Genomic DNA, 24,703 nt, shown 5'->3' with positions numbered 1-24,703 from the left:
AGAAAAAGATTAACTTTTTTATATATACTTATAAAAAAGGGAATTAATGAAACTATTTGAATATTTAAAACGTATTGGTAGTAGGAAAGAATATTGAAGTAGGTGAGGGAATGGCATACACCATTTACATAGTATTAACAAAAACAGGTACATTATTATCTAAAGCTATAGGCATGTATACTGGAAAAGAGATGAATCATGCGTCCATTGCTTTTGATGAGGAGCTCTTTGAAATGTATAGCTTTGGACGTAGACAATTAAACAATCCTTTAAGTGGGGGGTTTTTGCAAGAAGATGCAGAAAGAGGGCTATTTGAAACAGCTGATTGTGTAATTTATCGTTGTAGAATATCACACTATCAATACTTAGAAATGATGAAAATCGTACGTTATATGTATTGGAATCGTGATCGCTATAAATATAATTTTATTGGGCTCTTTGGCGTTATGATGCAAAAGGAGGTACGAAGAGAGCGTGCTTATTTTTGCTCACAATTTGTAGCAACTCTTTTAAAGGTTGGTGGGCTGAAAGTTTATCAAAATCCAGCATTAATGACACCCCACTGTGTCGCACAATTACCTTATTTAGAAAAAGTATATGCTGGGAAGCTTGCAGACTATTTACAAAGTGTACGTTCACCAGCAATGTTATACGGTTAAGGCGAAACCTCGAATCATTCTAATTATTTTTTACCCACGCTATCATAACGCCTCGGCGTATCTAGATATCCACCGAGGCTCCATACTTTATGGTCGCTCTAAGGACGCTGTCGCTACAGATTGTCAAAGGAGGTAGTAGCTTAAGTCCCACAAATTTACTCGAAGTCCAACACCGATTAATGAAAATATATCTATGCTGTTATGAAATTAAAGGTAGTCAAGTTGGGTATTATTCTCTTTGGAGTATATTATATACTTTAAAGTAGAATTCTAAAGGATTATAAAGTAAAAACAATCATAATGAAAAATAAATAGTTTTGTAGAAATGCTGGGTACGGAGGTGAAGGACGAGCATCTTGGTAGCCTGGCGGTCTGAAGGACCAAGAAACGAGTCCGTAGATTACCTTAAACGTTCGAAAATCGAAAAATACATAGGAGGGGTTATTGATGAGCGAAGAATTAAATGCATTTGGTTGGGATGCGATTGATCAGGAATTATTAAAAGTATATGGAGAACAGGAGCCGAAGCATTATGGCACTGTTATTCCATATTTATTAGGGGGCGAAGATCCGCTTGAAGGAATCAGTGCCTATAAAAGTGAGACACCAGTTCTACACTGGCATTTTGTAACTTATGGATTTTCCGAATTATATGAAAAAGAATCAGAAGATGCTGAATACAGCGGATATGGGTTTGAGTTAACATTTCGTCTTGCCCGAGATGAAGATGAGGAGGAGCCACCAGCGTGGGCGTTAAATTTGCTACAAAACATGGGAAGATATGTTTTTGACAGTGGCAATGTTTTCAGATCAGGCGACTATTTGGATGCTAATGGTCCAATATGCAAAGGAGCTGACACGCTTTTAACGGCGCTTGCATATACGTTAGATCCCGAGTTGCCTGCTATTGAGACACCAAATGGACAAGTGGAGTTTATTCAAATGGTAGGGATTACAGGTGATGAGCTTGAGGCGATGCAAACTTGGAATACTATTGGTGTACTAAATGCAGGTTTAGAATATATCCCGAGCTATGTTACTGACTTATCTCGTGCATCTCTTTTACAGATTTCATCCATTGCCGAAGCGGTAGAAAAAGGAATGGAGGAAGAAGGCTCTAATACCGGCTATTTATTTGTGGACCAACTAGCTTGGGAGCAGGGGAAAAAGGGATTGTTCAGCAAACAGCCTAATAAGTTAACGCTGGGGGCAAAGCAAGCAAGAATAATTGGTAAACTATTACGCGGGCGGATTTTAAAAGGGAAAAGGCTAACCTTAGTTGGTCGAGAAATCCGAGTTGTATTTGAGCCAGGTGAAAAATGTGGGTATAACGTGTATGAAGCGGATGTTACCATAATTTTAAATGAAAATGCTGTTAAGGAACTCAATCAAAGCTTGATGCCGCAAGAACAAGAGTTTGAAGTATCCTCTATACCGGGGCTTTCCATTCAAATTGCAAAAACGTATATTAAAGATCAGCAAGGAAACGTTGTGGAAACAATCGGATGATAAAATATAGTTTCCCGCTAAAACGATGAAGTACTACTTTGACTCCTATCTGTAAGGGGAATGTCTTAAATGAAGAAACAGACAAAAAGAGCATTGAAAATCGTTGATATTGCCAAAGAGCCTTTAGAGAAATTACCATACATGATCGCTGCATCAAAGGGAGCGGATATTTCTTGTGAATATCTTCCTATTTATTGGGGAGAGATACTTGGAATGCCGGAGGAGTTGGATGCACTAATTATTGCTTCTGATTTACAAGGAATTGTAGGTCATAAGCAAGAGCAGGTAGAAGAAGCCCAAAAGTTACTGGGTGAGGAACTTGCGGAAGTGCTTTCCCTTTTGTTTCAAATCCATTTACCAGATTTGGACCCTGCCAAGGTGATGGTTTGCTTATGTGGAGATTTATACACTGATCTAATCAAAAGAGGTGCTAGCGGTAATCCTTTGCCTGTATGGAGAGCTTTTCAGAGTCAATTTGGATTTGTCACAGGCATTGCAGGAAATCACGACCTTTTGACGAATAAGGAACACGTTGAATTGGATTCTACCTCAGGTATCCATTACTTCTCGGATGGGGGTACGATAATGTATGCAAAACTTGCAGTTGCAGGACTCGGAGGAATCATCGGTAGGGCAGATAAACCGAATCGGATGGGAGAAGCCGATTATTTGACAAAACTCAGAGACATTATAAGACATGTTCCCGACATCCTGCTACTTCATGAAAGTCCGAAGATTAGCTCACAAGGTCTACCTGGTAATCCAAATATTTGGAATGAACTACAGGATGCTGCTGAGCTTTTGGTCTGCTGCGGTCATGTTCATTGGGATACACCACTAGTTGAAACGAATGATGGGCTACAGATTTTAAATGCGGATGGTCGTGCTTTTATCTTTACAGCAGCAACACTAGATTAGAAATAACGGAGTATTTCACTTAAAAGGTTGAGATATTCTAAAAAAAATAGATACGATAAATCCTAAAAGGTGGAAATCCAACTTAGCGTTTCTAATCAATTCTTTAAAGTGATATTGGAATTGGCATTTCGCCTTCATGTAAGGAGTCTATTTCCTCTTGAAATCTTGTAGTGATGAAGGGAGGAAAGCTCTTTACTTTTAGGAAATGGGAACAGAATTGTGCAATAGCTTATTAATATTAATTATAAATGGTGAGATTGCATTTGGAGTATGAATTTTGGATAATGGCATCTATTGGAGAATTAGTTTATTATCCAGATGAATGGAAAGATGAATATATTCCTCACCCAAACTTCCAAGCGATTATGGATGCAAGTGGTATCAGTGTACCAATCGAGGCTATTTACGAATGCTACTATAAACAGCCTGTACATACCGGTCATGTACTAGTGTTTTCTAATCAACAGAAGCCAGGTACGTGTATTGTTTTTGACACTTATCGAGACATAACGGATAAAAGCGATATGATTAGATTCGGATGGAGAATCAGTGGAAAAGAAACTATTGAATCAGTACAACAACAATTATCACGGCAACTTTATGATGAATGCGAAGATGTCACCGTATTTTACAAGGAAGGCCAGTCTGTTCTCTATGAGGTACTGAAAGAAGAAAACTATCCACGTAAAATTTATGATAAAAAGGTATTTAAACAGCAAATCAAAAGGTACATAGTTTGAGATAACTGTTCTGTTATCTCAAACCACACTACATGTGTATACCCATTTCTTTATTTACGGGAAGATAAGTAATCCAAATACTCTAACCTAGTGAGCCCACCTGTTTGACGATTGAATTCATCATATGTAATATCCTCTGGTAAGCCAAATTCGGCAAGTGCCTGCTTGCGCTCCTTAGCATATAACGGATGCTCCAGTGAATGTAACATTGCTTGTTCTCTGGTAGTATCAAACCATTCGACGTTGATTCCTGCACGTACGCCATAATTAGAAAAACGACTTGCTGTCTTAAAAGAAGTTTCTTTTTCTGACTTACTAATTGTTCCTGTTCCCCAGGAAAGGCGGTAGCATTTTTCTTTTTCATAATCGATGTTTATACCATAACCAAGTGGTAATAGAATATCTGTTTCGGTTAGCGTTTTGTGTCCAACTTTTTCGTAGCCACCACGCATAAAATGATCGTCCATAACAATCAAGGTTTGTTCAGATAAAGGAGCTGATGTAATATGCTCTATCCTTGGTAAGCGATTTGTTGTTTTGAACAGATAAGGTCGAATAAAAAGCGGCATCGTCATTACATCATTCCATAGACAATCTTCTGAGAACAAACCATCTTTTTGCATTTGGCGTAAATTTCCAATGACAAGCACATAGCCATCTGTGAATAAATCAATTTCAACTCGGAAAATATCTCCTGGAACAGCTTTATAACGCAAGCTTTTTTTCCTTGAGAGTTTTTCCAACTTCTCATCATAGTCTGGAGGTAAATATGATGGAAACTGATGTAGCCACTCAAGGATTTCCTCCTTACTTGTTAAATTCTTCGTGTTTGTCAGTGGCAGTTCGAAAAAGGTCTTCGCATTGCGAGCGATAATGTAGCCGGATGGCTGATCCCCGGTACGTACGCCAGCAGAGAAAACAACCCCGTTCGCTTTAACGCTGGAAATATGGGTATAATTCATTTTTTTCTCTTTACCACGGGCAGTTTGAGGAAGAATTACTTCACGATTTCGTGTCTGAATCTCTACATCGGATTCTTGATATGCTTGCTCGTTAACTGATATACGTTTTCGAATGACATCACCATCCATGCAGATGAAATAACCATTTCGTATTTCAATCGTATCCCAATGCTCTTCTATTAGATGTAGTCCAAAATAAGGACGGAGCGTATTTGTTAGCCAACTGTTGATATGTGCCATGAAATTACCTCCTATTCATGTGATAAAATTGATCAATGGATTATGTCAAGTATACAGAATGCTTCTAGCTACGAAAATATTTTATATAAAAATATCCATGAAATAGTTAATTTTGATTATTTAAAATGATCGCACTTAAGAAGAAGGTAAGCATAAACTCTTAGGACTTGTATGAGGGCCACCATGAGTTTTCTTCAACTTTGAAACTTTTCCAGAAAACTAACTATACTGCAATGTTCAATCTTATCGCAAAACCTTTTTCTGCTATAATTAATAACAGTTGAGATAGGGGTGATAAAGATGGAGTTCGTTACAATTGAAGGCGTGCCATATGATTGGCTGAAACAATTACAGGAAATTCATGCACATGTATTTGATGGAGCAAATCTCCCACTAGAAAAATTAGAACGTAAAGAAGGACTCATTTGTTTATTAGCGGTAGAGAACGAAGAAATCATAGGCTTTAAACTAGGCTATACACATCCTGATGGCGTTTTTTATAGCTGGTTAGGAGGTGTCCATAAAAAGCAACGTGGTCAAGGAATTGCCAGTCAATTAATGAGGCGACAGCATGAATATTTACAGGCACTTGGCTTTAAAAAAGTTCGTACATATGGTAGAAATGAGCGAAAAGCAATGCTCATTACAAATCTTAAACACGGATTTGATATTGTTTCAACTTTTGTAGATAAAAAAGATCGACATAAAATAGTATTTGAAAAAACATTGGAATAGGAGTTATATTATGAAGGCATACTTAGCAAATGGATTATTTTCTTTAGGAGATCGTTTAGTTAACGAGCAACTCGCTGCAGCAATTAGAGAGGCAGTACCAGGCATTGAATTATATGTGCCACAGGAGAATGATGCGATAAATGATAAAACATCTTATGCAGATAGTTTGGCGATTGCACAAGCAGATTTAGAGATGCTGCAAAATAGTGATGTATTAGTAGCCGTTTTAGATGGTGTTGAAATTGATTCAGGTGTAGCAGCAGAGATTGGTGCATTTGCGATGCTGAATCGACCAATCGTAGGCGTATTTACAGATGTTCGTCAACAAGGCCGGGACAATATGATGAAAATAGAGGCACTTGTACGCGACGGAATTGAAAATCAGTTTGTGTATCGTAATTTATTTGTTATTGGCTTGATTAAGCGTACGGGAGTGATTACAACTTCCATTGCTGAAGCTGTTAAAGCCGTTGAAAAATATAAAAAATAGGAGGAGTTTTGTATGTTACTATCAACAACAGATATTGTAGCGGGGAAAGAAATTGTAGAAACTATAAGTTTAGTAAAAGGCAATTCGGTACAATCAAGAAATATTGGTCGCGATATGATGGCTGGACTACGCAATATTGTCGGAGGAGAGATGAAGGAGTATGCAGAAATGCTCACTCGCTCTCGAGAAATTGCCACACAAGCTATGGAAGAAGAAGCAAGACAACTAGGAGCAAATGCAATTGTTGCGATTAGATTTTCAACATCATCGGTCATGGACGGTACATCAGAAGTATTAGCATATGGAACTGCAGTAAGAGTAAAGGAATAATCCGCTAAAGACTTCGATCAACAAGATTTTAACTTGTATTGAAAAATAAAGTAGTCAATGAAATTCATTAAGGTGTCACTTAAATAAAGTATGACCCTTAGGCAAAGCTAGAGGTTGATTTCCGTTCCGGCTGGGCGCTTTGTTGCTGCCGCTTCGCTTTCGCACAGAAAACATTTGCCGCTGCCGCTTCGCTTTCGCGCAGAGCAGAGCTTCCTGGGGGCGTCCGATGAGCCGCTTGGGCCAAACGAAGTTGGTCACGAAGGCGTTATCACAGGACGTGATGCTCTTAGCCTTCGTTTCTCTATTGTCTCGCTCCAGGGTCTCATCTGTGACGCTGATCCCCAAGGAGTCGCCCAGCCTCCACTCCAATCAACCACTTCACATAGAATTAATTGTGATAAAACGAAATTTCAACATTATATCTGTGCGAAAGTGAGTAGCCTGGAACGGAAATTAATCTCATTTTAAGGGCAACTTTATTAACATAATGAAGGACTTCAATCACCTAGATTGAAGTCCTTTTTATCTGCTAATACGGAATTAACTGTAAAAATAAAGTGAATTATAACAAAAGTATAGTATGTCGTGCCAATTATACCAATAAAATAGAAATTTCGTAGTTAAAAGGACTAATAGTGTCCAACTCTTTTTGTATAATAGAGAAGTAATTTTGAAGAGAGAGTGGGATATATGGTAGATTCACAACAAAACAAAGGCTATCGCGTCATTTCGATGTTTGACAGACTGATGGATGGTCAAGGAATTAACAAAAAACAAGAAGCATTTAAACATAATGTTGGTGAAAAAACCATACAACGGGATTTGAATGAAATTCGAGCGTATCTAGAAAAAGCTAAATTGGATTGCCATTTAGAATATGTGCGGACAGAAAATGTGTACAGGCTAACAAATAATGGGGAAAGTATTTTATCGAAGGAGCAAGTTTTAGCAATCGTTAAAATTCTAATCGAATCAAGAGCACTACTAAAATCAGAAATGAGCGATATAATAGATAAGCTTATTTCAATTGTTGCGGCCGATAAGCAGGAGTTTATTCATAATATTATTTTAAACGAAAAGCATTTGTACGTAGATTTAAATCATAAAAAGTCTCTATTGCATTTAATTTGGGTTCTTTCAGAGACGGTTCAAAAAAAGAAAATCATTAAAATTGATTATTTACGTGAAGGCGAAACAATTCCTACAGAAAAGATTTTAAAACCACTCGCCGTCATTTTCGCAGAATACTACTTTTATTTAATTGCTTATGAAAATAAGCACGAAAAGGATTTGCCCATTGTCTATAGAGTCGACCGAATACAACATTTTCTTGAGCTTGATAAAAAATTTCAAATATCATATGCCGAACGTTTTCAAGAAGGGGAATTTCGCAAACGTATTCAGTTTATGCACGCTGGCGAGCTGATGCGAATGAAATTTACCTTTAAAGGAACATCTCCGCAAGCTGTATTAGATCGTTTACCAACGGCAAAAATAGTATCCAAAAAAGATGGGCAATATTTATTTGAAGCAGAAGTTTTTGGACATGGTATTAAAATGTGGCTGCTGAGCCAAGGAGCAAACATTGAAGTGCTAGAGCCCATTGAGCTTAGAGAAGAGATGATTGAAACGATTCAATCGATGCAGCAAAATTATCGCTACATATAAAAACAAAATAGAAGGTAAAAATCCGCGTAAAATCAAATCGAAGCGGATTTTTACCGTTTAAGAATGAATTATTTTTCAAAAAAGATCCTCAAAAAAGGCCATATTAAAATTATCTAAAAGCTTGTAATCTTTCATATAGCTTTCTTTGTATAAATAAACAAAGAAATGTTTTGAGTCATCTAATCGTATGCCAATTTCACGTTTATCATTAGTACGTAACGTTAACCAATAAGCCTCGTCATAATCTGAATTGGAAAAATAGACTTTTCGAAGCGTCTGATCTTCAAATTGCTGCATTATTTGATTGATTTTAGCTGCATCTGTAATTGTGATTGTTTTGTTATCAGAGGAACGAAGCAATTCAATTTCATTAATTTGTTCAATATCAAGTCGTTCAATTACCTCCTTATCAAAAGTAGAATCGCGGGTTAAAAAAATTGTTGATGCATATAAAATGACAAGAGGTAATAGGATGCCGATTAATATTTTATATCTTTTTTTCATGTTATACTCCTTAAATTCTAAAAATTCTCACATAGGTATTCTTTTCCACGCTATAATTGAGCATATACTGAATGGATAAAGGATGGCAATAAAATGACACATAATTATGAAGAAAAAGATATATTGTATCCAGATGGTACATTAATGTATCGTGGCGGTGTGAAAAAAAATGACTTTGGTCATGACGTTTATGATGGAAAGGGTACGCTATTTGACCAAGAAGGTGAGCTGTTATTCGAAGGAGAATTCGTCAATCATATGAAGCAAGGTAACGGCATTATGTATTTAAAAGGACAAATGATTTATCAGGGCGAATTTATTCAAAATAAAAAACAAGGTAATGGTATTTTATATAAGGATGGTCAGGTATATTACGAGGGACATTTTCGTAACGATTTAATGGAAGGATACGGGATTTTGTATTATGAGGAAGATGTTATGGCTCCATTTAAAGAGATTCGTACACAGTATCCGCATTTAAATCAGCCACAATATGAGGGTGATTTTGTCCATGGTATGAAGAAAGGCAAGGGAAAACAATACTATCCAAGTGGTTTTTTACAATATGAAGGCGATTTTATATGGAATCATATGCAAGGTGCTGGAAAGCTTTACTATGCACCAGAATCGCCAAGTACTGAGGAGCTCGCAAACGGTGTAACATCCCTTCAGTATGAGGGCTATTTCTTTGAGGATATGAAGCATGGAAAAGGTAAGAACTATTCTAGTCAAGGTGTGCTAGTATCGGAAGGTCAATTTAAAGAGGATGCTATGACAGGACATGGTACTCTTTATTATACTAATGGACAGGCTTCCTATATCGGGGAACTTGTAAATGGAGAAAAGCATGGTCGAGGAGATTATTTTAATGAAGAAGGAAAAATTATTTATAGCGGTGAATTTATTAACGGTGAACGTTTACGAATAACACCAGAAATAGAGCGAGAGATTGGCAAATTACAGAAGCAGCTGGATGGACTTGTAGGACTTCCAAATGCCAAAAAGGAATTACATAATCTAATTAACTTCATAAAAATTCAAAGTTTGCGTGTCGATCATGGTTTAACAAGCTTCCCAATAACATATCATCTAGTATTCTCTGGAAATCCAGGTACAGGAAAAACAACAGTAGCGCGTATCATCGGCCAAATATATAAGCATCTTGGTGTACTTTCAAGCGGGCATTTTGTGGAAACAGATCGTGCAGGCTTAGTAGCAGGATATGTTGGCCAGACTGCTTTGAAGGTTCAGGAAGTTGTGAATAAAGCAAACGGTGGCGTACTTTTTATAGATGAAGCCTATTCATTAATCAATGATAAACAGGACGCATTTGGTAAAGAAGCGATTGATAGCCTCTTAAAAGCGATGGAAGATTTACGCGATGATTTAGTTGTTATCGTTGCAGGCTATACAGAGCTAATGGAGGAATTTTTGCTTGCCAATCCAGGTTTTAAATCCCGCTTCAATCATTTTGTGCAGTTTGATAATTTTAGCACGGATGAGCTTTATGATATTTTTGCCATGCTATGTAAAAATAATGATTACCAGTATGGTGACATATTTGCACACCATATGAAGGAGCAATTGCATCAAATTCCAGTCGAATCAATTCCAAACTTTTCGAACGGTCGTTATATCCGAAACTTATTTGAAAAGCTCGTGACCATTCAATCAAATCGTCTAATTCAACAGCAAGACATTACGAGAGAAGAATTAATGGAGTTTACAGAGAAAGATATTTTACTAGGCATAGCAGAAAGTCTATTTGATAATACATTTTAACTTCTTTCAGCAAATGTCTTTAGTAGCGAAAGCAAAGCGTCAGCTACAAATGTCCGCTGAGACAGAGGAACTCAGTCTAAGAACGCTACGTCCTGTGTGTGCAAACAAAAGCCGATTCCGAACGCATTGTTTATCTGTGCGAAAGCGAAGCGACAGCAACAATTATGCCGAGGCATAATTGATAAGTTGTCATTGAGGTCAAGAGATTAATAAAACTTGGCCTCAGTTGTAGAATAAATATGTACAATAGACAAAGGTGATTTTCACTCTTCGTCACCATTGTCCGCTAATATCAACCATTCCTCGCTACTGCCTATAAGTGATCTTTTCAATATAAAATGAAAAAAGGGGAGAAAGATGAAAAAACTTTTAGCTATTATAGTAGTATGCGCATGTATTTTACCAAGGGTAATGACTATAAATGTAACGATCAGCAATAACATTAAAGTTCCTAAAAATAACAGATTGAATAATTGACAAAAAATGAAAGTAGTAGTAATCTAACACAAAAACATACGCTACCGTATCTAAGTGGAGAGATGACATGCAATTAACGAGGGAAGATTGGATAAAAGCAGGCTTACAACAATTAGCTGATGAAGGAATACATAAAGTTCGCATCGAAGCACTTGCACGATTACTAAAAATAAGTAAAGGGAGCTTTTATCACTATTTTCGTGACCATCAAGAGCTGTTAGATTCTATGCTCGACTATTGGGAAGTACATGCAACAAAGCTCATTGTTCAAAGTATGGAGCAACAGGATGCCTCGTTAGAACAGCTATTACAAATTAGTTTTAATCGAGATAAAAAAATGGAAATTGGTATTTATACTTGGGCTAAGTATGATCCTGTTGTTGCAGCACGCATAGTGGATATCGAAGAACAAAGAATTTCTTGTGTTGCGAAATTGTATCAAAAAAAGGGCATAGACAATGCTGAATCGTTTGATAGAGCGAGACTTGCCTATTTAACTTATGTAGGATGGATGACAAGGTTTGAGGAAAATCCAAATTTCGATATTGATAAAATGGTTGAGCTTTTAACTTCTTTCGGCGGTTGACCAAACATCTGTTGTTGCTGTCGCTGCGCTTTCGCACCAAAACAACCGCTGAAATAGAGGAAATCAGGCTAGGAACTTCACATCTCGTGAAACGCCTAAAGCCAAATACGGACGCAATTATGCTGCCGAAACATAATTGATTACACGATTATGAATGTCCCTAATATGGTTATAGAACCTGAAGGGACAAATTTAATCCTATAACATACGGTGTCGTATGTTATAGGATAACGATATTGGGGGGTAACTAAATGAAATCAATTTTACCACTAGTAGCTGTGGTTTTTTTGTGGATTATCAGTTTTTTACATATGTATTGGGCTTTTGGGGGGCGATGGGGTTCTGCTGCTGTAATCCCAGTAAGAGAGGGAGAGCATAAACCTGCATTTACTCCGAAGAAATGGGGCACATTATTCGTAGCGATTCTTATTCTATTTGCTAGTATTATGATCATTGTGCAAGGTGATTATTTGCAGAGCTTCCAAGCAAATAGCTTTTCTAAAATCGGAAGTATTGTTTGTGCTATTGTTTTTTCTATTCGGGCGATTGGTGATTTTAATTATGTTGGGTTCTTTAAAAAAATAAAACATTCACAGTTTGCTAAATATGATACTTGGATCTACAGTCCATTATGTTTGTTCTTTGGATTTGTCTATATCTTACTATTATTTTAAAATGGGAGACAGCTAGGGAGAATTTATAGGGGGAAACAATAAATGGATCAAACAATTTACTTACTTCGTCATGGGGAAACGGAATACAATACACAAGGACGATACCAAGGAGAGCTCGATTCGCCATTAACAGAAGTGGGTGTACGTCAAGTACAACAAAACGCCCAAATGCTAAAAAGTTTAATTGGAAATCCTAATGAATGGAAAATTGTGTCGAGTCCATTAGGAAGAGCCATGCAAAGCACTGAAATAATTTGTGAAACAATTGGATATAATTTGAAGGATGTTGAAAAAGATGAACGATTAACTGAGGTTGCTGTGGGACAATGGGCTGGGTTAACAACGAAAGAAATTGAAAGTTCTTGGCCAAATCTTTTTCATAATACAGACGTGTATAACTGGTATTTTAATGCGCCTAATGGAGAAGCGTATGACTCGGTAGTGAACAGACTGAGTGCTTGGCTAGAAGACATTCAACATATGCCGAAAGTGATTGCTATGTCACATGGTCTAACAGGTCGTATTTTACGAGGAATATATGCGGAATTAAAAAAGGAAGAGGCACTGAAGTTAGAAGTATCTCAGGATGTATTTTTTAAATTAGCGAATAAAGACATAACGAGAATTTGTTCGGATTTCGATGATTTTTATTAATAAAAAATCAGCCTTAAGAATTTAGTCATAAATTTCCTATAGGAATATTCAGAAATGCCTCCTATTATAATGTGTGGGGGGCGTTTTTTTATGAAAAAATTTGTCTTATTTTGTTTTATATGTGCGGCTGCATTCTTTTTTTATTATATGAACAACACAACAACGGAACAAACGCCAGTAGAGCTACCTTCGTTGCATAGTAAAAATGCTTTGTTGCTGAATGAAAAAGGAGATGTATTATTCGAAAAAAATGCAGATGACATTATTTATCCTGCATCATTAACGAAAATTATGACAGCGATTGTTGCCATTGAAATGACTACGAATCTGCAGAAGCAAACAATCGTTACACCACAAACGATTTCTAAATTTACTGCTCAAAATGCTTCCATGGCGGGCTTTAAGGCAGGAGATTTTGTAACGATAGAGGATTTATTATATGGCACACTGCTTGCTTCTGGGGCGGATGCTACAGGAACACTTGCCGATACAATAGAAGGTAGTGAAGAAGCATTTGTGACATTAATGAATAATAAAGCGCATGAATTAGGGTTAAACGATACCCATTTTGTCAATGCCAGCGGATTACATGATCCCGCTCATGTATCCAGTGTCCGTGATATAAGTAAGCTATTTCGTTATGCCATTAAAAATCCTACCTTTTATCAAATTTTAACTTCGAAAAGTTATATGACTCATGTCCCAAATGAATTAACGATAACAAGCTCACTTTTAGCGAAAATACCAGGTGAGGAAGGCGCAATATTGGGAGGTAAAACGGGCTACACACCTGAAGCTGGTCTTTGCTTAGCCTCTATAATCGAAAAAGATGGTAAACAATATATTTTCGTGACGACGAATGCGAATGGGCAGGCTTGGACACCACCATTCCATATTGACGATGCTCTTACAGCGTACGATGCGCTATAGGAGGAAAAAATATGAAAAAAATAATAACTTTTCAATCGTTTTAATCGTCTTATAAATAGGGTGCACGGCACAATCATCCGAAGAAAGGCTTCTTGGGGCCTTTGGACAAATGAAAGTTGGCAAAATAGCTAACACGGTATTCATAATGGGAATATTCAAATTTAATAGGGGAGGTGTTACTGTCCATTAAATAAATGGTTTTCATCATCTTTTGCTAACGCTGTCATAGGCAAATTTAAATGAAGAAAAAGGTGAAAGTCTTTTTAGAGCAATTTAACAATATGCCGTTCATCTTAGCTACTAAAAAACGTAAATTGAGAAATTTTTATTCACAAAAACTAGTTGATTCCTACTATTTCCTGGAATAATTTATTATTCTATAATTAGAGTCGAATCCTATACTTTTATGGAAAAAACATATGAGAAAAGACATCTGTGATGAAAAGGGCGGTGTAGAACAATGAAAAAACTTTTACCCTATGCTATTATTTTGACTTTTTTAATCAGTTTTGTGTTTGTAGGTAATACTTCTGCAAATGCTGAGGGAACACCAGTTATTCAATCAGTTGCTAATGACACAACAGTTTATGTAGAACCTTCCGTAGAAAGTTCCGTAATCGGTCAAATAGCGAAGGGTAGTTATGTAACAGCTACATCAGTAAGTGAGGAATGGACTCGAATTAAAGTGCAACAGCTAGAGGGATATGTAGAAACGGCAGCATTAGTAAGCCTTACATCCGAAAAATATGTAGTGACGAAAAAAGATGGAACAACTTTATTTACATATCCAAGTCCAAGTGCACAAAAAGCGGGACAGATTTACGAAAATAGTATGATCTTTGTATATGGATCAGCACCTGGAGGTTGGTCATTTGTCCAATATGGTCACCAAACAGGTTACGTTGCAACGAATTCTTTAAAGAAACCTGTTGCGACAAAGAAAAGAGTAAATGCTGCTAATGGCGCTGTGCTTCGTTTAACTGCTAGCCCAAGTGGCGAGGTTCTTGGTACGCTTGCCAATAAAACAGAGGTTCAACAATATACAACGCTAGCAGGCTGGGCCTATGTAGAAGCAGGTGAGCAAAAGGGCTATGTGAAAGCTTCAGAGCTGGCAAATATCCAAATAACAGATAACAAAGTATACAATCAAGGTGTACCAGTAGCGAAAGGGAAAAAGAAACGTGTGGCTTTAACATTTGATGATGGGCCAGATGCAAAAGTTACCCCACAAGTTTTAGCGATTTTAAAGAAATATGATGCAAAGGCTACATTTTTTATGGTTGGGCAAAATGTCTCTAAAAATTCAGCAGTCGTAAAGCAAATTTATGATGCTGGCCATGAAATAGGCAATCATACATGGGACCATGCAAAGTTAACAGCCTTATCGACAGCAAATGTTAAACAAGAGGTTGATCGAACTAGCAATGCTATTTATGCAGCAATCGGTCAATATCCAACGGTTTTCCGTCCACCATATGGTGCAACGAATGATAAAGTTCGTTCTGTCATGACGATGCCTTCAATTCTATGGTCAATCGATACGCTAGATTGGAAGCACCGCAATGCTGATAAAATATTAACATATGTGAAAGCTTCAGTGAAAGATGGCAGCATTATTTTAATGCATGATATTCATCAAACGACAGCAAATGGTTTGGAAAACGTAATTCTTTACTTGCAAAAGCAAGGCTACGAATTTGTAACTGTTAGTGAAATATTACAATAATCTATAATCCAAAAAAATAAGCCGAGCAACTGTTTCATTAAGACAATTGCTCGGCTTCTTTATCTTCATTCAGAGAAGACTCCCACCTCTGGAGATGAGGAGATGAATGCGGATATAGATCCTTTTCCGAACATCTACTAAATGAAGATAAAGCCTCCGGACGCAATTACGCCAAGGCGAAATTGATTATTTAAATAAATTGATCGTCGTAATAATAATTGGAATACCGAAGACGTCGATTAAAAACGCTCCTACAATGGGTACGACAAGAAATGCTTTTTGAGATGGACCGAAGCGTTGCACAACTGCTGACATATTAGCCATCGCATTTGGCGTTGCCCCTAAACCATGTCCGGCAAAACCGGCAACCATAACCGCAGCATCGTAATTTTTCCCAAGTAACTTAAACAATACAAAAATACAAAACACAACAATAAAGAATACTTGTACGAAAACGATGATGAATAGTGGAAGTGCTAAATCAGCAATTTCCCATAATTTAATACTCATGAGCGCCATTGAAAGGAAGACACCTAATGTCACATCGCCGATTAAAGAAATGCTTTTCATGTTAATCGCTTCAGGTTTTACTTTATCCATAATATTACGCACTAGTACAGCTACAAACATTGAACCAACATAACCAGGTAGTACGAAACCAGTAGCTTCTGAGAATAATGTTCCAACATATGTACCTACAGCCATACAGAACGTAATTAATAATACTTGTGTAAAGAAGGAATCGGATGTAATTTGTTCATGTTTATTTTCAAAATCTACTTCTTCCGTTTCTTGTTTATCTGGCGTTAAATTATATTTACCAACTAAGTATTTTACAATCGGACCACCGATTAAGCCACCAGCCACTAAACCGCATGTAGCCGCAGCAGCACCGATTGTCATGGCTGATGAAATACCTAAGTCTTCTAAAGTTTGTCCAAATGCTGCAGCGGCACCATGGCCACCTTCCATAGAAACAGCGCCAGCCATCATACCGATTAATGGATGAATCCCCATTAGCGATGCAAGAGATACACCTATAGCATTTTGCATTAATGCTAGGAAGCCACAAGCCAACCAATAAATGATTAATAATTTTCCACCAAGCTTCACAAGTTTAAAGCTTGCCCCTAAACCAATTGTTGTGAAGAAAGTAATCATAAATAAGCTTTGTAATGACGTATCAAGCGAAATTTCTAATACGCCAGTTGTTTTTAAAATAGTTGCCAATGCGGCGAATAGTAAGCCACCAACAACAGGTGCTGGTATACAAAAACGCTTTAAAAAACCGATTTTATTGATGAGCCAGCCGCCCAATGCGAATAGTGCAACTGCTAGAAATACTGTTGTAATCTGATTAATTTCGATCATGTACCTTGTCTCCTAAGTAAGTGATTTAGTGCTTCATAAACAAAATAAGCACCTAGTTTAACTGTGCGCCCATTCTCATCCAGTGAAGGATTTACCTCACAAATATCAAAAGAATGTGTATTTGGATGTGAAGTGACTTGTTGAAGTATCATGCGTACAGTTTTTGGATCTAGTCCAAACGGTGATGGAGCACTAACACCCGGTGCACATGCAGCATTTAGTACATCCATACAGAGCGTTAAGAGAATATAATCATGATTATCCATAAATTGCTGAAGATCATGCATAATTTGTGCTTTATTTTCTGACGTCATATTTTCTTCTAACACATAATTCACATGTAACTCATCGGCTTTATCAAAAAGTTCTTTTGTATTGCCATAACGTTGTATGCCTAGAACAAAGTAATCGGCATGTGGATCCTGTTCTAAAATTTGACGGAACATTGTGCCAGACGATGGTTGCTCATCGTATGGTCGTAAATCGAAATGAGCGTCGATATTGACGATCCCGATTTTTGCATCTTTAGGTAACGCTGCACGAACGCCTAAATAATGTCCGTATAGTGTTTCATGTCCACCGCCAAGAACGACACATTGTATTTTTTTATTTAGCAATGTTTTGACAATTTCACCGAGCTCACGCTGTGCTTCTTCTAAAGCGTGGTTAAGACAAAGAACGTTACCAACATCTATAATTTGCTGTTCATCATTAAATGTCCAAGGTAAGCTAGATAATGATTCACGCAGAGCATTAGGTGCACTTGCTGCCCCTACACGCCCCTGATTACGACGTACACCTTCATCACATATAAAGCCCACAATTCCGGCATGCTGATTATCTGAAGCGCTTACATCATTAATAGGAATTCTTTGCACTTTTTGATGTAAACGGAAACTACTCGTATTAGTAGTTGAATCTATACGACCTTTCCATTGTTTTTGATCTGTCATTGTATACATATCTTCATCAACCCCATTTCCAATATTATTCTAGTGAAAATATTGTTATGAATAAATTATATATTCACATAATTATTATTGCTAATATATAATTAATATTAATCTATAGCTTAAAACTATAAATGTGGAGGGATGTTGCTGTGGATTTTAAACAATTACAATATTTTTTAGCAGTTGTGGAGCAAATGAATTTCTCGAAGGCAGCTGAAAAAATGCATATTTCTCAGCCTTCTCTAAGCAATGCTATTAAAAAATTAGAGCAAGAAATTGGCTCACCTTTACTTGAAAGGAATACAAGAAATCTTCAATTAACAGAAGCAGGCGAGCTTTTATATGAACGAGCAAAAGTTATATTGAAAAACATGGAAGTTTTAAAAATAGAAATGGATGAGGTAATTGTACGTGGCACAAGCGAAATAACGATAGGCGTTATGGAATCGATTAAGCATTGGCTCCCAAAAGTGATTACAGAGTATAAAAAAGAATATCCACAAATGATGATTCATCTAGTAGATATTTTAGGAAGTAAGCGTGTCGAAAAATCGCTCAAAGGCTATAAAACACATTTAATTATTACAAATCAGATAATGGATGATGAAGATCTCGAAGTTCACTGCTTATATGAAGAGCGACTTGTAGCCGTTTTACCATTAAATCATCCGTTAGCGGAGAAGGAGAAGTTGACGATCGCCGATTTAAGTGAAGAGCCATTTATTATTAGTACAGAGGGCTTTCAAACGAGACATGACATTTTAGATGCATTTGAAAAGGCTGGAAAAAACATTAATATCCAATTTGAAATTGAACGCTTTGAGACGGCTGTTTCTCTCGTTCGTGAAAATTTAGGGGTTACCATTCTACCTGAAAATTATTTAAAAGGCCCTACAGCTAAAACTATTGTACAAAAAGAAGTAGACTGCCCCAATTTACGGCGAAATGTTTATTTGGTGTACTTGAAAAATCGTCATTTACCTTTGGCTATTCGTGAATTGCTTACTGATATTATGAAGATAGGCAAAATGCTTAAGAATAGGGAAAACTTAAACGACAACGCTTGAAAAAAGCACGTATTCTGGGATTATGTTAAAAATCGAACAATAAGAAAAATGATTGAAGAAAGTTGCTTGTTACCAATAAACTCAAAATAACATAGTCTTCGATTATCCAAGTTTTCTAACTAAATTATCAATATACACGAGAGGTGACAATATGAGAAAAATAGTAATTGGTATTTTAATAGTCTGTTTATACTGTTTTCCTTTTGTTTATTTTTCGATGTACCAAGATTTTGCTAACCGATCAATGCTCGGTTACTTAATGATGATTGTAATGACTTCACTTTTTGCTTTTCTTGGGAAATTTCTATGTAACTCAATTCCTTTTATTATCGGTAATATTGTATCAGCAGTTATTTCCTTTTACTTTATCGGTAAGATGGAAGATACACTAGAGATAGGGTGGGATGGTGGATATTTTAAACCCTTTTCACCTTCTCAACTATTAGTAATTGTGAGTGTCTTAAATTTAATTCCTCAGTTTTTCGCTATGAAGTTAGCTAATAGATACAAAAACAACGTTAAAGAATAATTTAATTGAAAAAAGTAACTTCTTTGAATGAGAAGTTATTTTTTTTATCCTGTTAATCAATTTACTCATTTTAAAAAGAAGTGGTTCATCACCAAAAATTATGGATGACGTTTGTTAAAACATATCCGATTCAATATAAGTCGATTTCCGTTGCGACTGGGCGTCCCTAGGAAAGCGCCCAGTCGGAACGGAAATCAACTACACGTTATGTAAAAGACGCTATTCTGATTTGAAGATACATATTATGGCAAAATAGTGTTTTGACTTGTATTTTTTTATCGTAATTACATTTTCTATCCGCTCAAAACACTGTCTTAAGTATGAATTTTCTCTATAATTCAAATTTTTGTTTAATAGACATTGATTTACAAGAAATATAGCGGTAACATTTAATGTAAGAATAAAAATGAATATTCATTCATTTAGCATTTTGATGTTCAAACAAAGGGGGCTTTTTTATGAATTTTTCTTATAGTGAAAAAGTAGTCGAACTACAAGAGAAGCTGACAAATTTTATGGAGCAATACATTTATCCAAATGAGGCAGTGTTTGCTGCACAGGTAGAGGCAATGGAAGATCGTTGGGGAGCGATCCCGCCAATTATGGAGGAATTAAAGCACAAGGCAAAAGAAGCGGGCTTATGGAATTTATTTTTGCCAGGGAGCGAATATGGCGCAGGTTTGACGAATTTAGAATATGCACCTTTATGTGAAATTATGGGACGCTCTTTACTTGCTCCTGAAGTGTTTAATTGCAATGCGCCAGATACGGGAAATATGGAGGTGCTTGTGCGTTACGGCTCAGAACAGCAGAAGAAACAGTGGCTAGAGCCGTTATTACGTGGAGAGATACGTTCCTGCTTTGCAATGACTGAGCCTGCAGTCGCGTCTAGTGATGCAACAAATATCGAGGCAAGTATTGAACGTGATGGCGATTATTATATTTTAAATGGACATAAGTGGTGGACGACAGGAGCTGGTGATCCTCGCTGTAAAATCGCTATTTTTATGGGGAAACATAAAGATTCTACAGTACCTATCCATGAGCAACAGTCGATGATTTTAGTGCCGATGGATACACCTGGAGTGAAAATAGAGCGTATGCTTACTGCATTTGGCTATGATCACGCACCGGAAGGACACGGTGAAGTGACGTTTACTAATGTTCGAGTACCAGTTGAAAATATTTTGTGGGGAGAAGGAAAAGGCTTCGCGATTGCGCAAGGTCGTTTAGGACCAGGTCGTATCCATCATTGTATGCGTCTTATTGGAGCCGCTGAACGTGCATTAGAGGAAATGTGTGTGCGTGTTCAGGAGCGACACGCATTCCATCGACCACTCGCAGACCAAGGTGTAATGCGTGAGCGTATTGCGGAGTCCCGTATAGATATTGAGCAGGCAAGACTATTAACGCTAAAGGCAGCGTATATGATGGACACAGTAGGGAATAAAGAAGCGAAGGCAGAAATTGCGATGATTAAAGTAGTTGCGCCGAATATGGCATTAAGAGTTATTGACCGAGCAATTCAAGCATTCGGTGCTACTGGGGTAGGACCTGATACAACGCTTGCGGCACAATGGGCAAATTCTCGAACATTACGATTAGCTGATGGACCGGATGAAGTGCATCGTAACACGGTTGCCAAGCTAGAGCTGAAAAAGCATGCTAAAAAACAAGAGGAGCTGGTGAAATGACGGTACTAGATTTATTTAGCTTAAAAGGGAAAATCGCCATCGTAACAGGTGGAGGACGCGGTCTTGGAGCTCAAATTGCACAAGGCTTTGCTGAAGCAGGTGCTAACATTGTACTGTGCTCAAGAAAGGTCGAGGCATGCGAAGAGGTAGCTGCAGAATTAGCTAAACTAGGTGTACAAACATTAGCTCTTGCCTGTGACGTTACAAAGCAAGAGGATATAGCGAACGTAGTGTCAAAAACGCTTGAATCATTCGGCCAAATTGATATTTTAGTAAACAACAGTGGGGCGTCTTGGGGTACTCCTGCTGTTGAAATGCCATATGAGGCTTGGCAAAAAGTCTTCGATGTTAACGTCAATGGTACATTTTTAATGAGCCAAGCTGTTGGTAAAATCATGCTAGAACAAAAGAGTGGAAAAATTATCAATATCGCTTCGGTTGCAGGGCTTGGTGGTACATTACCTGATTTCATGGATACAATTGGCTATAACGCAAGTAAAGGTGCAGTCATCACTCTAACAAAAGATTTAGCCGTAAAATGGGGGCCATATGGCGTCAATGTGAATGCGATTGCCCCAGGATTTTTCCCAACAAAAATGTCAAAAGTCTTAATTGAGCGTGGACAAGATTATTTAATGGGAGTGACGCCGTTAAAGCGTTTAGGAACAGAAAATGACCTAAAAGGCGTTGCATTATTTTTAGCCGCGGCTGCCTCTGATTATATTACGGGAGATGTCATAGTTGTAGATGGCGGTATGAGCTCAATCATTTAAGGGAGGGGTACAATGGATACGATACAAGTAAGGGCAAGTGAACGTATTGATGAAGTGAAATTACATTCATTTTTAAAGAGTCAATTTCCGGAGTTACCAGAGGGGAAGCTAGAAATTTCACAGTTTAGTGCCGGACATTCAAACTTGACCTATTGCCTAAAAGTAGGCGAATTTGAAGTTGTTCTTCGTCGACCTCCACATGGACCAGTCGCCAAAAAAGCGCATGACATGCAGCGTGAGTATACGATTTTATCTGCATTACATCCATTTTTAGCTGCTGTGCCAAAACCTTATGTGTACGTTGAAGATCGAGATATTATCGGCAGTGATTTCTTTCTAATGGAACGCAAAAAGGGTATCGTCCTTGATACTCATTTTCCAGCTGGTACTGAAAATACAGAGGATTTAGGACGGCTCATATCAGAAAAGATGGTTGATTCACTTGTTGCGCTTCATGCAATACCATATAAAGAAACGAAGCTAAAGGATATGGTGAAGCCAGAAGGGTTTATGGAACGACAAGTACATGGTTGGATTGAACGCTATGACAAAGCGAAAACGGCAGAGCATGTTGAAGTAGTGGCATTGACAAAGTGGTTAAAGGATCAAGTCCCTTCTAATCAAGAAGCAACCATTATTCATTATGACTACAAGCTTAATAACGCTATGTTTTCAAGCGATTATTCTGAGATGATTGGTCTTTTTGATTTGGAGATGACAACTGTAGGGGACCCATTAGCAGATTTAGGCGTGGCTATGAGCTACTGGATGCATGCAGATGACCCAAAAATGCTGTTATACGCATTTGGAGAACCGCCAATAACGACTTTACCAGGGTTTTATACACGTCAGGAATTCATTCATCGATATGCTGAGAAAAGCGGGCGTGATGTTTCAGCCATCGATTATTATATTACATTTGCCTACTTTAAATTAGCAGTAATATGTCAGCAAATCTATTATCGATACGTGAATGGTCAAACAAAAGATGATCGTTTTGCACAAATGGATAAAATGGTAGCTGCACTAATCCATCAGGCTTCCAAGGCACTATAGATTATGGTATAAATGACGGTTGCTTTTAAAGCAGCCGTTATTTCATGTTGGTGAAAACTTTTCTGTCAATGAAATTAAGGTGTCATATTATATAAGGTAGGCCTTTTCCTCAACAAAAAACCATATGAAAGAGTTTGTGAAAGATTGTACTTAAATGAATAGGGTGCTTTACTTCAATAAGGAATAGAGTCTTTTTCTACTTAAACTTTCGTGGAAAGTTACTTTAACAACTGGTTGCCTTTTTAAATATTGAGATTTATTTCCATGGATTTTGATTGACATGAAAAGTGTATTAAGCATATAATACATTACGAAGAGTGTATTATATGCTTAATACACTTTTGTATTTTTTGAGAATGGTGTATTAAGTTGTTAATACGCCAAGGCCGATTAGCGGGGGAATGGTTAAATAATAAATCGGGTGGTTCTTTAAAAGTACTTAATCCACCATTATGTTCAATCTGTATTAAGTGCTTAATACACGAAAATATGATTTTCTGGGAGTTGACTTAATTGACTGTAAAGTTTAATAATCGGGATCCAGTTTATGTCCAGGTTATCCGGCATTTTAAAGAGCAAATCGCCAAGGGGTATTTTGAACCTGGTCAGGAGATTCCATCAAGAAGAGAACTAGCCAACCAGCTGAAGATTAACCCAAATACCGCACAACGAGCTTATAAGGAAATGGGGGAACAAGGATTGATTTTTACGGAAGGGAATATGCCGAGCTGCATTACTAAAGATGAAGCGGTCCTTAAAAGTGTCCGCGAGGAATTGATTATCGAAGCGGTTGACTTATTTTTAGGTTCTATTAAATCCATCGATGTGCCGTTATCTGAAGTGTTGGAACTAGTGAAGAAAAAGCATGATGCCGAAAGCGGAGAAGCGGAGGAATCGAAATGATCGAAGTAAAAAATGTCATGAAAAAATACGGAAGGAAACAGGTATTAAAGGGACTTTCTTTTACTGCTGAAAAAGGTGAAATTACTTGTTTAATCGGTATAAACGGAGTAGGTAAGACGACAATCATGAAAGCTATTATGGCACTCACTCCTATAAATAGCGGTGAAATTTTGATTGATGGAGAAAAAATCCGGAAAGAAAGCTATGAAAAAGTTACCTTTATTCCAGATACGATTACGATGTTGCCGCAAATGAAAATTTGTGATGCCTTTGCGTTCATGGCTGATTTTTATAAAAACTGGGATCCACAAAGGGCAGAAGAGTTACTTCAATTTTTTAAACTAGACCCTACTGAACGTATTGCCAATTTATCAAAGGGGAATATGGCTAAAGCCAATATGATATTAGGTTTGGCACTGAATGTGGATTACTTACTGATGGATGAACCATTTTCTGGGATTGATATTTTCTCCCGTGAACAGATTTCCGAAGTGTTTACAAGCCACTTAATTGAAGATCGTGGTGTAATTATCACAACCCATGAAATTAGTGATATTGAACACTTGATTGATAGAGCAGTGCTTATTGATAACGGTGAAGTATTAAAGGAGTTTAGCGTAGAGGAAGTACGTGAAAAGGAAGGGAAATCAGTCGTTGATGTCATGAGAGAGGTGTATCGTGGATGAAAAACTTTTTCAAACTTCTTAATTTCGAAGTAAATCGATTTTTTAAATTGTACCTAACCTTAATAGGATTGATAATCGTCATTCAGT

At 37.2% G+C, this 24,703-nt stretch carries 25 protein-coding genes; 21 read left to right on the top strand and 4 right to left on the bottom strand.

All coding sequences use genetic code 11. The annotated features are described in order from the left end of the window. Positions 1-110 precede the first annotated feature (110 nt). The 4 genes from ACQKOF_RS02715 to ACQKOF_RS02700 all read left to right on the top strand — a co-directional run bounded on the left by ACQKOF_RS02715 (position 111) and on the right by ACQKOF_RS02700 (position 3,826). Positions 111-659 (top strand): hypothetical protein, encoded by a 549-nt coding sequence (locus ACQKOF_RS02715; protein ID WP_370046729.1) that lies wholly within the window; start codon positions 111-113, stop codon positions 657-659. A gap of 447 nt (positions 660-1,106) precedes the next feature. Beyond that, a complete protein-coding gene (locus tag ACQKOF_RS02710) occupies positions 1,107-2,168 on the top strand; it encodes a suppressor of fused domain protein (RefSeq protein WP_427553444.1) in 1,062 nt (353 codons plus the stop codon). A gap of 69 nt (positions 2,169-2,237) precedes the next feature. Further along, on the top strand, positions 2,238-3,086 hold the full coding sequence (locus ACQKOF_RS02705; protein WP_427553442.1) for a metallophosphoesterase family protein: 849 nt from the start codon (positions 2,238-2,240) through the stop codon (positions 3,084-3,086). 263 nt (positions 3,087-3,349) lie between these two features. After that, the gene (locus tag ACQKOF_RS02700) at positions 3,350-3,826 is read left to right on the top strand and encodes a hypothetical protein (RefSeq protein WP_427553440.1); all 477 of its coding nucleotides are present in this window, start codon (positions 3,350-3,352) and stop codon (positions 3,824-3,826) included. A 50-nt stretch (positions 3,827-3,876) separates the two neighbouring features. Here the strand turns inward: ACQKOF_RS02700 and ACQKOF_RS02695 are convergent, their stop codons facing one another. Next, positions 3,877-5,028 (bottom strand): immunity 26/phosphotriesterase HocA family protein, encoded by a 1,152-nt coding sequence (locus ACQKOF_RS02695; protein WP_427553438.1) that lies wholly within the window; start codon positions 5,026-5,028, stop codon positions 3,877-3,879. Positions 5,029-5,328: 300 nt separating this feature from the next. On the opposite strand from ACQKOF_RS02695, the gene ACQKOF_RS02690 reads away from it, so the two are divergent. From ACQKOF_RS02690 to ACQKOF_RS02675, 4 genes are all read left to right on the top strand, one after another. Further along, positions 5,329-5,763: a GNAT family N-acetyltransferase gene (locus tag ACQKOF_RS02690; protein WP_427553435.1), complete on the top strand. Its 435-nt coding sequence runs from the start codon at positions 5,329-5,331 to the stop codon at positions 5,761-5,763. A 10-nt stretch (positions 5,764-5,773) separates the two neighbouring features. Beyond that, complete coding sequence (locus ACQKOF_RS02685; RefSeq protein WP_427553433.1) at positions 5,774-6,253, top strand: nucleoside 2-deoxyribosyltransferase; 480 nt, start codon at positions 5,774-5,776, stop codon at positions 6,251-6,253. A 12-nt stretch (positions 6,254-6,265) separates the two neighbouring features. Next, complete coding sequence (locus ACQKOF_RS02680) at positions 6,266-6,583, top strand: YbjQ family protein (protein ID WP_427553431.1); 318 nt, start codon at positions 6,266-6,268, stop codon at positions 6,581-6,583. A 690-nt stretch (positions 6,584-7,273) separates the two neighbouring features. Beyond that, entirely contained in the window at positions 7,274-8,251 is a 978-nt protein-coding gene (locus ACQKOF_RS02675) for a helix-turn-helix transcriptional regulator (RefSeq protein ID WP_427553429.1), read from the top strand. A 75-nt stretch (positions 8,252-8,326) separates the two neighbouring features. Here ACQKOF_RS02675 and ACQKOF_RS02670 read toward each other — a convergent pair whose 3' ends face one another. Continuing rightward, positions 8,327-8,755 carry a hypothetical protein gene (locus ACQKOF_RS02670; protein ID WP_427553426.1) on the bottom strand — a complete coding sequence of 143 codons (429 nt, stop codon included), beginning with the start codon at positions 8,753-8,755 and terminating at the stop codon, positions 8,327-8,329. A 93-nt stretch (positions 8,756-8,848) separates the two neighbouring features. On the opposite strand from ACQKOF_RS02670, the gene ACQKOF_RS02665 reads away from it, so the two are divergent. From ACQKOF_RS02665 to ACQKOF_RS02640, 6 genes are all read left to right on the top strand, one after another. After that, positions 8,849-10,537, top strand: a complete 1,689-nt coding sequence (locus tag ACQKOF_RS02665) for an AAA family ATPase (RefSeq protein WP_427553424.1) — start codon at positions 8,849-8,851, stop codon at positions 10,535-10,537. A 544-nt stretch (positions 10,538-11,081) separates the two neighbouring features. Further along, on the top strand, positions 11,082-11,600 hold the full coding sequence (locus ACQKOF_RS02660; RefSeq protein ID WP_427553421.1) for a TetR/AcrR family transcriptional regulator: 519 nt from the start codon (positions 11,082-11,084) through the stop codon (positions 11,598-11,600). A 251-nt stretch (positions 11,601-11,851) separates the two neighbouring features. Beyond that, positions 11,852-12,274, top strand: a complete 423-nt coding sequence (locus ACQKOF_RS02655) for a DUF3995 domain-containing protein (RefSeq protein ID WP_427553419.1) — start codon at positions 11,852-11,854, stop codon at positions 12,272-12,274. Between the two features lie 42 nt (positions 12,275-12,316). Then, the gene (locus tag ACQKOF_RS02650; RefSeq protein WP_427553417.1) at positions 12,317-12,928 is read left to right on the top strand and encodes a histidine phosphatase family protein; all 612 of its coding nucleotides are present in this window, start codon (positions 12,317-12,319) and stop codon (positions 12,926-12,928) included. Positions 12,929-13,018: 90 nt separating this feature from the next. Next, positions 13,019-13,858, top strand: a complete 840-nt coding sequence (locus tag ACQKOF_RS02645; RefSeq protein WP_427553415.1) for a D-alanyl-D-alanine carboxypeptidase family protein — start codon at positions 13,019-13,021, stop codon at positions 13,856-13,858. A gap of 460 nt (positions 13,859-14,318) precedes the next feature. Next, positions 14,319-15,584 (top strand): polysaccharide deacetylase family protein, encoded by a 1,266-nt coding sequence (locus ACQKOF_RS02640; protein WP_427553413.1) that lies wholly within the window; start codon positions 14,319-14,321, stop codon positions 15,582-15,584. 186 nt (positions 15,585-15,770) lie between these two features. Here the strand turns inward: ACQKOF_RS02640 and gltS are convergent, their stop codons facing one another. Together gltS and hutG are read right to left on the bottom strand one after the other, a co-directional pair. After that, positions 15,771-16,955 (bottom strand): sodium/glutamate symporter, encoded by a 1,185-nt coding sequence (gene gltS, locus ACQKOF_RS02635; RefSeq protein WP_427553411.1) that lies wholly within the window; start codon positions 16,953-16,955, stop codon positions 15,771-15,773. Then, positions 16,952-17,917 (bottom strand): formimidoylglutamase, encoded by a 966-nt coding sequence (hutG, locus tag ACQKOF_RS02630; protein WP_427553410.1) that lies wholly within the window; start codon positions 17,915-17,917, stop codon positions 16,952-16,954. The genes gltS and hutG overlap by 4 nt, the downstream gene beginning before the upstream one ends. Positions 17,918-18,057: 140 nt before the next feature. Between hutG and ACQKOF_RS02625 the strand changes: the two genes are divergently transcribed. The 7 genes from ACQKOF_RS02625 to ACQKOF_RS02595 all read left to right on the top strand — a co-directional run bounded on the left by ACQKOF_RS02625 (position 18,058) and on the right by ACQKOF_RS02595 (position 24,616). Beyond that, on the top strand, positions 18,058-18,975 hold the full coding sequence (locus ACQKOF_RS02625; protein ID WP_427553409.1) for a LysR family transcriptional regulator: 918 nt from the start codon (positions 18,058-18,060) through the stop codon (positions 18,973-18,975). A gap of 151 nt (positions 18,976-19,126) precedes the next feature. After that, positions 19,127-19,504, top strand: coding sequence for a hypothetical protein (locus tag ACQKOF_RS02620; protein WP_427553407.1), 378 nt, complete (start codon positions 19,127-19,129; stop codon positions 19,502-19,504). Positions 19,505-19,962: 458 nt separating this feature from the next. Beyond that, positions 19,963-21,198 (top strand): acyl-CoA dehydrogenase family protein, encoded by a 1,236-nt coding sequence (locus tag ACQKOF_RS02615; RefSeq protein ID WP_427553405.1) that lies wholly within the window; start codon positions 19,963-19,965, stop codon positions 21,196-21,198. Continuing rightward, positions 21,195-21,971, top strand: coding sequence for an SDR family oxidoreductase (locus tag ACQKOF_RS02610; RefSeq protein ID WP_427553403.1), 777 nt, complete (start codon positions 21,195-21,197; stop codon positions 21,969-21,971). Before ACQKOF_RS02615 ends, ACQKOF_RS02610 begins: the two co-directional genes overlap by 4 nt. 12 nt (positions 21,972-21,983) lie before the next feature. Then, positions 21,984-23,027 (top strand): phosphotransferase family protein, encoded by a 1,044-nt coding sequence (locus tag ACQKOF_RS02605; RefSeq protein WP_427553401.1) that lies wholly within the window; start codon positions 21,984-21,986, stop codon positions 23,025-23,027. A 513-nt stretch (positions 23,028-23,540) separates the two neighbouring features. Then, the gene (locus tag ACQKOF_RS02600; RefSeq protein WP_374966927.1) at positions 23,541-23,930 is read left to right on the top strand and encodes a GntR family transcriptional regulator; all 390 of its coding nucleotides are present in this window, start codon (positions 23,541-23,543) and stop codon (positions 23,928-23,930) included. Next, positions 23,927-24,616 (top strand): ABC transporter ATP-binding protein, encoded by a 690-nt coding sequence (locus ACQKOF_RS02595; RefSeq protein ID WP_427553398.1) that lies wholly within the window; start codon positions 23,927-23,929, stop codon positions 24,614-24,616. Before ACQKOF_RS02600 ends, ACQKOF_RS02595 begins: the two co-directional genes overlap by 4 nt. The last annotated feature ends 87 nt before the right edge of the window (positions 24,617-24,703 follow it).

Source organism: Lysinibacillus sp. NPDC093190, from assembly GCF_050280425.1.
In the GTDB taxonomy this organism is placed as follows: Bacteria; Bacillota; Bacilli; order Bacillales_A; family Planococcaceae; genus Lysinibacillus.
Note: the sequence above shows the minus strand (reverse complement) of the source record. Positions and strands in the feature narration are given on the sequence as shown.